At 69.2% G+C, this 12,783-nt stretch carries 11 protein-coding genes; 5 read left to right on the plus strand and 6 right to left on the minus strand.

Annotated features, from left to right (window positions below):
- Window positions 1–156: 156 nt before the first annotated feature.
- Window positions 157–3,780: a S1 family peptidase gene (locus E2C05_RS22145; protein WP_133221823.1), complete on the minus strand. Its 3,624-nt coding sequence runs from the start codon at window positions 3,778–3,780 to the stop codon at window positions 157–159.
- Window positions 3,781–4,086: 306 nt separating this feature from the next.
- Here E2C05_RS22145 and istA point away from each other — a divergent pair, with 306 nt between their 5' ends.
- Together istA and istB are read left to right on the plus strand one after the other, a co-directional pair.
- Window positions 4,087–5,616 carry an IS21 family transposase gene (istA, locus tag E2C05_RS22150; RefSeq protein WP_192912504.1) on the plus strand — a complete coding sequence of 510 codons (1,530 nt, stop codon included), beginning with the start codon at window positions 4,087–4,089 and terminating at the stop codon, window positions 5,614–5,616.
- A 13-nt stretch (window positions 5,617–5,629) separates the two neighbouring features.
- On the plus strand, window positions 5,630–6,376 hold the full coding sequence (istB, locus tag E2C05_RS22155) for an IS21-like element helper ATPase IstB (RefSeq protein WP_133221825.1): 747 nt from the start codon (window positions 5,630–5,632) through the stop codon (window positions 6,374–6,376).
- Between the two features lie 64 nt (window positions 6,377–6,440).
- Here istB and E2C05_RS22160 read toward each other — a convergent pair whose 3' ends face one another.
- From E2C05_RS22160 to E2C05_RS22165, 3 genes are all read right to left on the minus strand, one after another.
- Window positions 6,441–6,707, minus strand: coding sequence for a trypco2 family protein (locus E2C05_RS22160; RefSeq protein ID WP_133221826.1), 267 nt, complete (start codon window positions 6,705–6,707; stop codon window positions 6,441–6,443).
- A 428-nt stretch (window positions 6,708–7,135) separates the two neighbouring features.
- Window positions 7,136–7,375: a hypothetical protein gene (locus E2C05_RS34275; RefSeq protein WP_205082970.1), complete on the minus strand. Its 240-nt coding sequence runs from the start codon at window positions 7,373–7,375 to the stop codon at window positions 7,136–7,138.
- Window positions 7,376–7,625: 250 nt separating this feature from the next.
- Window positions 7,626–8,207: a helix-turn-helix domain-containing protein gene (locus E2C05_RS22165; RefSeq protein WP_133221827.1), complete on the minus strand. Its 582-nt coding sequence runs from the start codon at window positions 8,205–8,207 to the stop codon at window positions 7,626–7,628.
- A 38-nt stretch (window positions 8,208–8,245) separates the two neighbouring features.
- Between E2C05_RS22165 and E2C05_RS22170 the strand changes: the two genes are divergently transcribed.
- Window positions 8,246–8,803, plus strand: coding sequence for a cupin domain-containing protein (locus tag E2C05_RS22170; RefSeq protein ID WP_133221828.1), 558 nt, complete (start codon window positions 8,246–8,248; stop codon window positions 8,801–8,803).
- Window positions 8,804–9,617: 814 nt separating this feature from the next.
- Window positions 9,618–10,619 carry a replication protein RepA gene (locus E2C05_RS22175; RefSeq protein WP_133221829.1) on the plus strand — a complete coding sequence of 334 codons (1,002 nt, stop codon included), beginning with the start codon at window positions 9,618–9,620 and terminating at the stop codon, window positions 10,617–10,619.
- A gap of 391 nt (window positions 10,620–11,010) precedes the next feature.
- On the opposite strand, the gene E2C05_RS22180 is transcribed toward E2C05_RS22175, so the two are convergent.
- Both E2C05_RS22180 and parA read right to left on the minus strand, forming a co-directional pair.
- A complete protein-coding gene (locus tag E2C05_RS22180) occupies window positions 11,011–11,322 on the minus strand; it encodes a ribbon-helix-helix domain-containing protein (protein ID WP_133221830.1) in 312 nt (103 codons plus the stop codon).
- Window position 11,323: 1 nt separating this feature from the next.
- Window positions 11,324–12,034 carry a ParA family partition ATPase gene (parA, locus tag E2C05_RS22185; RefSeq protein ID WP_200305371.1) on the minus strand — a complete coding sequence of 237 codons (711 nt, stop codon included), beginning with the start codon at window positions 12,032–12,034 and terminating at the stop codon, window positions 11,324–11,326.
- A gap of 466 nt (window positions 12,035–12,500) precedes the next feature.
- Here parA and E2C05_RS22190 point away from each other — a divergent pair.
- Window positions 12,501–12,783, plus strand: a 283-nt coding sequence (locus tag E2C05_RS22190) for a hypothetical protein (RefSeq protein ID WP_133221831.1), incomplete at its 3' end; no start/stop codon positions are given.

Below are 12,783 nucleotides of genomic sequence, written 5' to 3' on the forward strand. Positions count from 1 at the left end.
AGGCGGCGAGCGTCGCCGGCGACAGTGCCTGGCGGGCATAGGTGGCGGCGCGGGCCACCCCGGCCCCGGTGAGCGGGGCAAGCTCGGACGTACAGGGAATTCAGCAGCTTGCGCCAATTGCGGCAAGCGCTTTTCACCTCTGATAAAGCAACCTTATCAGAGGTGAGATGAATTGCAGGGAGCTGCTCGGTAAGGTGACCAGTCTCCCTGCTTCGAAGCTCGCGACCTTGATCGGCTTTCCACTATGCCCTGGACTGGGTCCTCGAGTGCCGCCGCAAGCGGTGCAAGCAATTCCTCATCGGGCTCGCGTGCCGCAGTCTTGCAGGCACCAAGGTACATGCCACGGAGATGCTGCATGAGTTGCGCGAAGGCTTCAGGGTCGGCCAGGAACGGTCCAGACAGAGCACGGAGTGCCGCCTCGAACGACCGCAGAGCTCCAGCAGGGTCCTGGTCACCGAGGATTGCTCCTTGAATGCTCAGTGAGCGAGCGAGGGCGGGGCGGAAGGTGTCGGGGCTGGCCGCCGCCAACTCGCGGTAGAGTCGCACCGCCTCCTCGGTCGCCGCCAGCCCTGCCTCGCGTCGGTCGAGATTAGAAAGCCCGAGCCCAAGTATGTTGAGCGTCATGGCGAGGTGGGGGCGGAAGGCGTCGGGATTGCCCGCTGCCAGCTCACGGTAGAGCCACGCTGCCTCTTCCGCTGCCGCCAGTGCCTCCTCGCGCCGGTCGAGTTCGGAAAGCCTGAGTTCTAGGTTGGTGAGTGCACCGGCGAGGTTGGGGCTGAAGGCTTCAGGGTTGCCCGCCGCCAGCTCGCGGTAGAGCCCCGCAGCTTCCTCTGCTGCCGCGAGCGCCTCCTCGCGCCGATCGAGTTCGGAGAGCCCGAACCCAAGGTTGGTGAGCGTCATGGCGAGGTTGGGGCGGAAGGCGTCGGGGCTGCCCGCTGCCAGCTCGCGGTAGAGCCGCGCCGCCTCCTCAGTCGCCGCCAGCGCCTCCTCGCGCCGGCCCAGATCGGAGAGCCTGGGCCCAAGGTTGGTGAGCGCCATGGCGAGGTCGGGGCGGAAAGCGTCGGGGTCGTCCTCAGCCAGCTCGCGGTAGAGCCGCGCCGCCTCCTCCGCCGCCGCCAGCGCCGTCTCGCGCCGACCAAGGGCAGAGAGCCCGAGCGCGAGGTTGGTGAGCGCATTGGCGAGGGCGGGGCGGAAGGCGTCGGGGCTGTCCGCCGCCAAATTGCGGGAGAGCTGCACCGACTCCTTGGCCGCCGCCAGCGCCTCCTCGCGCCGGCCGAGGTTGGAGAGCCCAACCCCAAGGATGGTGAGCGCATTGGCGAGGGCGGGGCGGAAGGCGTCGGGGCTGCCCACCGCGAGCTCGCGGTAGAGCCCCGCCGCTTCCTCGGCCGCTGCCAACGCCTCGCGCCGCAGGCCGGCATGGACTAGGAACACGCTACGTGTGGTTGCAAGTCGGGCCCGCTCCTCGGAGGCTGCCTCGCTGCCATCCGATGGCGAATCCGCCGCGTTCCAGGCCACCGCGCCGAGGAAACCGCGCAGTCGCACAGGTGGCACACTGAAGCTGACCAGCCTCGCCGCAGCGCCCATGATCACCCGTGCCGCTGCCCCACGCGCACCACCGTCCAATCCTGCGAGCGCCGCCAGCGCGGCCTCCTGGATCTCACCCTCTTCGGCCAGCGCTGCCGCGACCAGCGCATCTGCAAAGCCGGGCGCGACCAAGCGGGGGCCGAGCGCCGCGCGCAGTGCCGCTTGCGAGGGTCCCGCCACCTTCGCGTCGTGCACCGGCGCCCTCCCTTCCGCCCGCCGTGTGATGCGGTTCAGCACAGTCAGCGCGCGCGTGCGGTGCTCAGGGAAGGCGTCGAGCACCGCCGGCAGCAGCGCAGGCGCGTCGGATAGCGCCTCGCCCACCGCCTGCTCGCCCACTAGGTCAGGCAGGATCGGCAACACCGCCCCTGATTTTGTGCTGTAGACGGCGAGCAACGCCCCTACGACTGCGTCCCGCTCCCGCGGCTCCGCGTGCCGGCCGGCGAGCCCCGCCGTCAGTCCGACCAACCGGGTCAGCGCGTCTTCACCTTCCCCCGACGCCAGGCCTTGGAGCAGCGTCAGGGCCGCCGCGGACCGGGCCGCCAGCGCCACCACCGGCTCACGCGGCTCCGATGCCAGTTCGTGACGCAGTGCCCGGCGCACGTGGAGCCGCTCCTCGTGGGCCATAGTAGCCAGCGGTGAATCGGCCACGCCGACGCCGCGCACCCGCAGGTAGGCGCGCAGTGAGAGGTCGAGCGGGCTCCCGTCCCGACCCGGATCCGCCGCCCGGAATTGCCAGTCTGCTGCTGCGAGCGGCGGCGCGCCCGGCTCCCGCGGCGCCGCACTCAGCCGGTCTGCAAAGGCGGCGCAGGCGGCCTCGAACAGGCGAGCCCGGTCCGGCGCCGCGAACACAGTGCCGGCGGCGGCCACCGGCTCCTCATCAAACGCGCCGCGCGCCACGGTGCCGATCGCATCGAGGCAGCCCGCCCACCATGCGTCGGTCCTGGCAAGCAGCAGGACGCGGATCGGGCCGCCGAGTGGCGCTTCCGCCAGCACCTCCGCGAGCCGGCGCACCTGATCTGACTTGGCCTCCGCGTAATCAATGGCGAGGAAGACGCCGCTCGCACCACGCCGCTCCAGCAGCCCGGCCAGCGGCCCTCCTCCAACGTCCAGCGCCGCGCCAAGCTGCGCATGCCGGACCAGGCCGGCCTGCCACGCGAAGCCGAGATCGCCATTGAGGCGCGTAACGGCTTCAAGCGCCAGGCGCGTCTTGCCGCGCCCGCCCGCCGCGTGCATCAGCCGCACCGATTTGCCACCGCCCGATGTCGCCCAGCCGAGCAAGGTATCCTTGCGCCCGTCCCCGAGTGCGCCCAGCAGCCCGCGACTGTCATCGTAGGGGACGACGCCGTAGTCAGCGACAACGAGCGCTGTCGGCCGCTTCGCCACCTCCTCGTCCGTTATTGGGACGTAGCCGCGCCGCATCCGCAGCGTCGTCATGAGCCGCAGGGCTTCGGCCACGTCCACCAGCGGCTCGGCCCGCGGTGGCGCAGCGAGGCCCGCCTGGGCGAGTGCCTCGCGCACGTCGGCCTGCCGGAACAGCCGCCCAACCGGTAGCGCCTTGAGCTTGTGCAGCGATGAGCGCGCCTCGGCGGCGTCCCGCACGACCCCGACCAGGCCAGTGCCGGCGAACACCGCGGCGCCAGACATGCCTTCCCAGCCGATGGCTGGCCCGTCCGGCAGGGCTTCGGGCCGGAGCGCAATCTCGAATGTGCCCCGGCTGTGCGCCTCGCGTTCCGTCAGGCCGCTGCCCGCCAGCACCGTGCCCGCTGCCGCGCGTGTCTCGCGCCGCCGCACGGGCTCCTCTCCCCCGCCTTCCAATACGCCACCCTCGACGATGGCCAGGTCGGGAAACCCCAGCGTCTCGACGTGGACCTCGCCTGAGGCGGGAAGGTCGGCCCAGGGCACCGCGTCGTCGCCCGGGCCAGTTGGGCCATCGGTCATCTGCAGCAGGGCGAAATCGTGGTCTCGGCCGGGTTCGGCCCGCGGCCAAACCACCCGCGCGGGCCGGGTCCTGAGCCGGTCGTTCCCCTTGGCCGCGAGGTAGTCGCGCAAGATGCGGACACGGATCTCCTCGGGCGGAGGTCCACCATCCTTCGGCCAGACGACGTGCCAAGCTGTCAGGACCAGCCCTGGGCCGACCAGATAGCCGCTGCCCTCGGAGGCGCCCTTGACCTCGACGACGCGGCCGGCGTCCGGCACCGGTCTTCCCTCAGGCGGTCCTGGTGGCAGCGCCTACTTGGACGTCGCCGACGTTCAGAGTGAGCTTCACCTTGTGCGTCACAGCGTCTTTGGCGGCGATGTCGGCCTTGGCTGCGGATTCCGGAGCATGTCGGCCACTGATTCCGATTTGAAGTCGGCCGGCGATTCCGGGATGAAGTCGGCCATTCCGATCTGAAGTCGGCCACCCCCAGCGGGGGTGGGGTGTTGCTCGACCCTTGGGCGGGCCCGGTCCTCCTTCGCGTGCTGCGCGAGGGGGGGGACGGGATGCCGGCCGAGAGAGTGTCGATGCGACGAGTGCGAGAGATCCTGCGGCTAAAATACGAGGCGGGGGCCTCCGACCGGGCGATTGCCCGCTCGGTTGACGTCGCGCGCAGCACGGTACGGCTTTGCCTGGACCGGGTGGCCGCGGCGGGCTTGGCCTGGCCGCTGCCCACGACGCTGACCGACGGGGCACTGGAGGCGCTGCTGTTCGCCGGCGGCGGGGCGCCGGCCGGACAGCGGCGCAAGGCTGAGCCCGACTGGGTGGAGGTGCACCGGGAGCTGCGCCGGCCCGGCGTGACGCTGATGCTGCTGTGGGACGAGTACCGGGCCACCACGCCGGGCGGCTACCAGTACAGCCGCTGGTGCGAGCTCTACCGGGCCTGGGAGGGCCGGCTGTCGCCGACCATGCGGCAGGTCCACCCGGCCGGGGAGCGGCTGTTCGTCGACTTCGCCGGGCAGACGGTGGAGGTGGTCGACCCGACCACCGGCGAGGTGCGCACGGCGCAGGTGTTCGTCGCGGTGCTGGGGGCGTCGAGCTACACCTACGCCGAGGCGGTGTGGACCCAGAGCCTGCCGGACTGGATCGGCGCGCATGTCCGGACACTGGAGTTCCTCGGCGGCGTGCCGCGGCAGGTCGTCCCCGACAACCTGCGCGCCGGGGTGCTGCGGGCCAACTGGTATGAACCCGGGCTGAACCCGACCTACCGCGACCTGGCCGCCCACTACGGCACCGCCATCCTGCCGGCGCGGGTCCGCCGGCCGCGCGACAAGGCCAAGGTCGAGGCCGGCGTGCTGGTGGTGGAGCGCTGGATCCTGGCCCGCTTGCGGCATCAGCGGTTCGCCTCGCTGGCGGCGCTGAACGCGGCCATCGCCGCGCTGCTGGCCGACCTGAACGCGCGGCCGATGCGCCGGCTCGGGGTCAGCCGGCGGCAGCTGTTCGAGGAACTGGACCGGCCGGCATTAGCGGCGCTGCCGGCCGAGCCCTTCGTCTATGCCGAATGGCGCATCCGCCGGGTCGGGCTCGACTATCATGTCGATGTCGAGGGCCACTACTACTCGGCGCCGCACCGGTTGCTGCGCCAGCAGGTCGAGGCCCGGCTGACCGCCCGGACGGTGGAGCTGTTCCACAAGGGCGAGCGCGTCGCAGTCCACATCCGCGGCGGGCTGCGCGGCCGGCACACCACGCTGCCCGAGCACATGCCGCAGGCGCACCGGCGCCATGCCGAGTGGACGATCGAGCGGATCGGCCGCGAGGCCGCCGCCATCGGCCCCGCCACCGCGGCGCTGGCCGCCCTGATCCTCGAGAGCCGGCCGCATCCCGAGCAGGGGTTCCGCGCCTGCCTCGGCATCCTGCGGCTGCTGCGAACTTACGGACAGGACCGGCTGGAGGCGGCCTGCGCCCGCGGCATCGAGATCGGCGCCCGGTCCTACGGCTCGGTCCAATCGATCCTGCAGCACGGCCTCGACCGCCAGGCCGCCGCACGGCCGGCGCGGGACGGCGAGGAGCTGCCGCTGCTGCACCCGAACATTCGGGGCTCCGGCTACTACCACTGAGGAGAGACAGCCCATGCTGACCCACCCCACCCTCGACCAGCTGCGCCAGCTCGGCCTGGCCGGCATGGCGCGGGCTTTCGAGGATCTCGCCGCCAATGCCCAGGGCGGCGAGCTGGCACCGGCCGAATGGCTCGGCCTGCTGCTCGACCGCGAGATCGCCGAGCGGCACGACCGCCGGCTCAAGGCAAGGCTGCGGTTCGCCAAGCTGCGCCACCAGGCCAGCGTCGAGGACATCGATTGGCGGAGCAGCCGCGGCCTCGACCGCGCGCTGTTCCAGAAGCTGGCCTTGGGCGGCTGGATCGAGGCGCGGGAGAACCTGATCATCGAGGGGCCGACCGGGGTCGGCAAAAGCTGGTTGGCCTGCGCCCTCGGCCAGAAGGCCTGCCGCGACAACCATTCGGTACTCTACCAACGGGTGCCGCGGCTGTTCGCTGATCTCGGCCTAGCCCGTGGCGATGGCCGGCATGCCCGGCTGATGCGCACCCTCGGTGCGGTCAAGCTGCTGATCCTCGATGACTGGGGCCTCGAGCCGCTCGGGCCGGAGCAGCAGCGCGACCTGCTGGAACTGGTCGAGGACCGCTACGGTCGCGGCGCCACGCTGATCACCAGCCAGGTGCCGGTCGACCGCTGGCACGACCTGATCGGCAACCCGACCCTGGCCGACGCCATCCTCGATCGCCTGGTCCACAACGCCCACCGCATCCAGCTGCGCGGCGACAGCCTGCGCCGGAAGCGGCCGGCGAAACCGGTTGAGGCTTGACCCGGACCACCCGACTGACGGAGACAACCAATAGCCCTCGGGCGAGCAGCCACCCCGGCCGACATCAATCGGAATGGCCGGCCGACATGACGTCGGAATCGGTGGCCGACTTCAGCGGAATCCGCACCTTGGCCTTGAACACCCACCAGCCGACTTCACCGCCGGTGCTCGCAGCGTCTTCGGCGACAACGGTCAGCTCGAGCTCCACGCCGGTAATGCGAAAGCGCTCCCCGGGTGGGAGCTTGCTCGCCTGCTCCGCAGCCTCCCTGATCTGCCGACGTAGACCGGCGATGGCCGCGGTGAGGGGCACCTTGTCCAGACCGTCCGACATTGCAGTGCTCTCCTGCCCTGCACGGCAGCATGCCAGAGGGCGCCAGCGCGGCGCACCTGTCCAAAGATGCTCTTTGCGGTACGAGCCTCAGATCTGTGCGGTCACTCACACAGCGCGCTGGAGGCACGCTGTGTTACACGTGGACAGTATCCGGGCGATGCGCGCGAATTAGAAACAGTCTTATGAGATGGGCGGCGTTGGTTGGTGTAGGGCAGGCATTGTCAGGTTATTTGGCCAATTCCAGCCACAATCTCCGGTCTGCTGTGTGCCTGGCTAGCTTGGCTCTTGGCGTGACTGCTCAGCCTCATGCAGTCGTCTCCGTGGGTCCAGGCGGAAGACCAGCTCAGCCGAGCAGCCGCCTGAAAGCCCCATAGTTCGCAAGCGACTTGGTACGGTTCGATGATTCGGGGAGCTGGAGACGCTGCGCCTCAGCTGAACCAATTCCGCCGGTCATGACCAGCCTCAACCTGCTCCCCCGCGGCGGTCCGCTCAAGGGTGAAGAGCCGCAGCGTCCAGCTCTCGGCCTTCGGGACGGCGGCAAATGCGGCGCGCTTCATTGCGGCCCGGATGTCTGCGCCGGGAGACAGGCGATAGGTCCGGCCCGCGTCGTGGACGCCCTCTGCGCAGGATTGGAAGCGGACGGAGTGGGATGGGACGGTCTCGGTCATCCGGCCAGAGTGTTACGCGGTAACATGCCGCGTGACCGAGGCGCCTGGTCCAGCGATGGCCTGTCCCCTCGCCCATCCTGTGCGGCGGGGACGGCTCGCCCTGGCGCAGGTACGGATGTTGGCCTGCTTGGCCGTGGCAGCGCCTGCAGCGCCGCAGGTCCTGTACGGCCCTCCGCACCGGCACGGCAAGCGCATGGCCCAGCCGGGGCCAACGATCACGACGATACGAGAGGGCGACGAGGCTGCAGGATCAGCCCCGCTCGACGATCAGGTAGATCAGCGCTTCAGCCGACGGGTCGGGGTTTTCGACGGCATGTGGGACGTCGGTGCGACAGCTGCAGCTGTCGCCCGCGACGAGCTCGGCCTGTTCGTCGCCGACCGTGACCCGGATCGTGCCGCTGGCCACGTGCACATGTTCGACCGTACCGGCCGGGTGGCCGGCTGCGGTGCCCAAGGTGGTCGACGGCGGGATTTTGTAACGCACGAAATCGATCCGGCTGCCGGGGAGCGCGGGTCCCAGGCTTTGCCAGGGCGCGGGGTGGTCACCGTTCCTGCCCTGGCCACGACGCAGGATGCAGATGCGCGGCGCCAGGCCAGCATCCCCGTCAACCAGGGCGGCGACGGTGACCTCCAGCGCCCGGGCGAGCCGCACCACGGTCACGACGGTTGGCGATTTCGCGCCACGCTCGATGTCCGAGATCATCGAGGGTGAGACGCCGCTGCGTGCGGCCAGCGTCCGCAGGCTGTACCCGGCCGCCTCGCGGTGCCGCTTGACGGCGAGACCCGTTCGGACGCTCACCTCGTTCTCTAAAGTTGACAGCATGTCCTCCATAGCGCACAGGTGGCCGGTCCAGGCAAGGAGCAGAGACGATGGACCGGGGGGAATTCGAAGCGGACCTGCGCCGCGACGGTTATCGGGTGGTCAACAGCGGTTTGAAGCCAAATCTCGTGGCGGCCAATCACTGCCACGATTTCGACGCCAGGGCCCTAGTCCTGGGCGGCGAGATCACGATCACCCGCGACAACACGCCAGCCACCTTCCGTGCGGGAGATTGCTTCGAGGTCCCGATGGGCTGCATGCATGCGGAGCATGTGGGTCCTGAAGGCGTGGCGCTGCTCTCGGGGCGGCGGCGTTCCGGGCCCCCCACCCGCGAGGCTTTCGAGAGCGATCTGCGCCGGGAGGGTTTCGAGGTGGTGCATGGCGGGCAGAAGCCCTGCTCGTCCGAGGATCTGCATGCACACGATTTCGATGCACGGATCATGGTCCTGAGCGGCGAGATCACCGTCACCCGCGACAACAAACCGGAGACCTTCCGGGCCGGCGAGCATTGCGAGATCGCGGCGGGGTGCCAGCACACGACGCAGGTGGGACCGGAGGGGGTCGCCTACATGGTCGGCAAGGCCTACCGCCGGGCCGGCATCACCTGAGAGCAAGGCCACGGTCATTCGGGGCAGCGGCCTTGCTGTCCCGAAGGTCTTTCTCGGACCGGACCATTTGAAACGGGCTACTTCCGCCTCGACCTTTGCGACGACTTGGCCGCCGAGCGGACCTATGGAGTGTGATTTGCATGGCGCGGCGGGAGAGGCCTGCTGGAATTGGACTTGCTGTACGACGCTTCAGGGATCACTGAAGTATGCGCCGCCCGAGGCGCTCTCCTACCGCTGCCTTGACCCCCCGCGCTGCTGTTCGGCGAGTGAACCTCCAGCGCAGAGGGCTCCCGCCAGCTTCCCGAGCAGCGATGTCGCCTTCGGGTCACGCCTATACCGACATTGGACGAGCTGGGCGAAGCGCAGCGATATGGGGGCCCTCTCCGGCGCCGCATGGGTCCTTCACGACGCGAGTGGGGACAGAACTTCCGCCCCACCCCGCGGACCCTGGGCCCAACTCGCCCAAATTGGGGACAGAACTTCCACCCCACCCGTCTGTGCGCTACCGATACGTCACGCTGGGGGGGTGGGGACATAATTTGCGCCTGCCATTTGGTGGGCCGCCACTCCGATTCGCCTGGATGGGGCCTTAACTTCCACCCCTCGGCCATCCTCAGGCCGTCGGGTTATCCCGGGGACCGAGCTTCCGCCGGGTGGGGACAAAACTTCCGCGAATCCGGGTTATCCCGGGGCATGAACTTCCACACTCTACTAGTTTGTCTCTATTAGTTTTCGACTAGCGTGCGGAAGTTATGTCCCCGTTGACGGTGACCTGCGCCTGCACCGATGGTCGGCACCGTTGATGGAGGCGGGCATGGCCGAAGACGCCGACCAGGGAGTGCGGCACCTAGTCCTGGTCCATGGGCGCCAGCAGGCCCGGGCAATGGTCGAGCCCGAGAAGCGGAAGCTGGTGGACATCGCAGCCGAGGTGATGGCCGACGAGGCCGGCCGGATCGGCATCACTTACTCTGGCTTCTGTCTGACCGCGTTGCCGCACAAGCGTCTGCCCGACGATGCCCCGTGGGAGAAGCGGGGTCACAGGGTCACGCTGCTGGTCGAGCCGGGCCGGTTGAAGGGGTCGCCCTCCACCTTCGTTGGCGTGCCCTATGGCGCCCGGGCCCGCATGATCCTGCTCTACCTCCAAACGCAGGCGGTCCGTACCGGCTCGCGCGAAGTCGAGCTCGGCCGGTCCATGCGGGACTGGCTGCAGCGCATGGGGCTTTCCTGGGGAGGGCAAACAGGCAAGACGCTGCGCGAGCAGGCCGCCCGCATTGCCGCCTGCCACCTGCGCTTCGACTGGGATGGGGAAGCGGCTGCCGGCTATGAGAAGGGCGGCTTTGTCCGATCGGGCTTACGCTTCCACATCCGCACAGACGACGACCGCCAAGCCTCGCTATGGGAAGACCGGGTGGTCTTAGACGAAACCTTCTACGAGGCGCTGCGGAAGCATCCGGTCCCGCTGCGCGAGGCTGCGCTGCGCCAGCTCACCGACCGAAGCGTCTCTCTCGACGTCTATATCTGGCTGGCCTACCGCCTGCACACCCTCGACAAGCCCACACCGGTGCGGTGGGCGGCGCTGCGCGAGCAGTTCGGTGGCGCCAGCTCCTATGAGCAGCTGCGGGTCTTCAAGCGGGAGTTCTGCCGGGCGCTGGCGCCGGCTGTGAACGCCTACCCGGAAGCCCGAGTCGAGGTCGCCGATGAGGGCCTGATCCTGCACCCCTCGCCGCCTCCCGTGTCACCGCGGCTGGTCGCAGTCGAACTGCCCGGGGGCGGAAGTTCTATCCCCACCCGGGCGCGGAAGAGTAAAACGCGATAGCGGGCGAGCGGGCACCGGGCTGGCCGCCCACACGCCGGGCGTCAGCCGCGGCACCGGGACCACCTGATGATGGGCCACTGGATATCCATCCAGGCCGAACCGGCGACGATCAGCCCGCTCACCAGCATTAGCACCGACGCCGGCTTCGGCGTCCTAGGCGGTGCGGTGCTAGGCGGTATCGCCACACCACAGCCCTACTACCCGCGCTATCCGCAGGACGGGATGGAGCACAGCCCCCACCCGCAAGTCGGTCTGCCGGCTGACAAAGCTGCAGGGTTGCTGGCGTACATGGCTGCCAGCAACCCTGCTTTCAGGCACACAAGCAAACGGGTTGGCCGGCTTACCGGGTTGCTCAGCTCCCAGCAAACGTGTTTGCCGGGTTGCCGGTAAGCTAGTCTACTGCGTCGAACCGTGGCCTGCCGTGCTTGGCGAACAGGTCGTTGACCGCCTCGACGAGCAGGTCCTGTACGGTGGTGTCGCCCTCGATCGCCATGATGCCCAGCTGCTTCACTGCCTCCGGCTCCAGCCAGGCGACGGCGGCGCGCTTTCCCTGGCGCCGGGGCGGTCGGTAGCCCGGGACGGTGGAGACTGGCGCCCGGCGGGCCTCGGCCGGCGGTGGGGGAGGGGGCGCGGCGGTGGGCGCGGGTTCCGGGGCGGCTGCCCGGGCAGGCGGGCGGCTGTTCAGCGACGGGCGGACGGCCATGTCAGGTAACCTCGACTTTCTGCTTTACAGGCTTCTTAGCAGACGTGTTTACAGGTTTACTCGCTTTCAAGTTTGTCAGTTTTTCGGGTTGCGGGGCTGCGGACTTGCTCGATTTCAGGTCTGCCAGCAACGCGGTTATCTCGTTTGCGGCGGCACCGTTCGGCTCGAACTCTCCGGCGGTCCGGCCGTCGATGAGGCAATGCTGGTAGGCGACTCGCTGATGCACCACCACCGCGGAGACCTTGCCGCCGCGCTCCGCCACCGCCTCGGCCGCCTCGGTCGTGACCCGGCTGCGAATCGGGGCGGCGTTCAGGATCACGACGGCTTGCTTGTTTGCCAGTTTACACAGGTCGAGGGTGGCACCAATAGCGGCCAAGTCGAAGGTGGCGGGGCGGCAGGGGATAACGACCAAGTCGGCCAGCCGGGCGGCCTGCAGCGCGGCGCTGTCGGCATGCGGCGCGGTGTCGATCACCACCAGCTCGTAGCCCTCGGCCCGGGCCCGCTCCACCTCGCGGGCGATGGTGGCCGGGTGGATCGCCGAAACGTCCGGGGCGGCGTCGCCGCGGCGCTGCGCCCACTCTATGGCCGAGCCCTGCGGATCCACGTCCATCAGCAACACGCGGCGGCTGCTAGCGGCTTCAGTGGCGAGGTGGACGGCGAGGGTGGTCTTCCCGGCGCCGCCTTTCTGTGACGCGATGACAAGGACTTCCATAGCTGTTTGCCGGCTCCCCTGATTGCCGGTCTACATGTAAACAGGTTTGCGGGTCTACAAACAACGTGAACAGAGCGCGTCCATGGGGCAGGGACGAGGTCGGAACCTGGGGTGCTGCTCGGGGGCCCCTGGTACGACCGCGGAGGATCCTGCATGCAGCCTCGGCCCGGAACTGAGGGCTTCGCCCCTGTAGGCCACTGCCATCCCGGCAAATGCGGCAGCGGCGGCACCGTTGCGGGAAGGAGGATTACGACGGACCAAACCTGCCGCCCCACTATTGCGGTGCTCGGCCGATTCCTGGCCGAGACCGAGCAGGGTTAGCGGCGGCAACCGCAGGTATCCCGCCGCAGGTTGACCCGAACAGGGTGTGGCCAAGATGATGACAGGCGCTGCGCAGCACACGTCACGGTGTCAGCCGGCGAATGGTTTTGCCCGCTTTCGGCAGCCGCACTGAGAATGCCTGTGCATGCAGGCCGCGCAAAACGCCAGCCCGACAGGCCACGGCAACCTGATCGTCCAGATCGTGGGCGATGGCAACACCGTGCTCGACCCAGGCCGGCCCTGGCTCGTGCTGCGTACCTACACCAGCGAGTTCTGGACCAAGCCGGCCACAGGTGAGGCTGGCAGCCCCGGCTTCACCGCCCAGGGCCAGCAGGAAACCGAACTGCTCAGCCCTTTCACCCGCAGCTTCACCCTGCAGGGCCGGGATGCCCTGTTTGAACGTCTGCGCGGCTGGCTGCAGGGCTCGG

It is taken from the genome of Paracraurococcus ruber, from assembly GCF_004353985.1.
GTDB classification, from domain to species: domain Bacteria; phylum Pseudomonadota; class Alphaproteobacteria; order Acetobacterales; family Acetobacteraceae; genus Paracraurococcus; species Paracraurococcus ruber.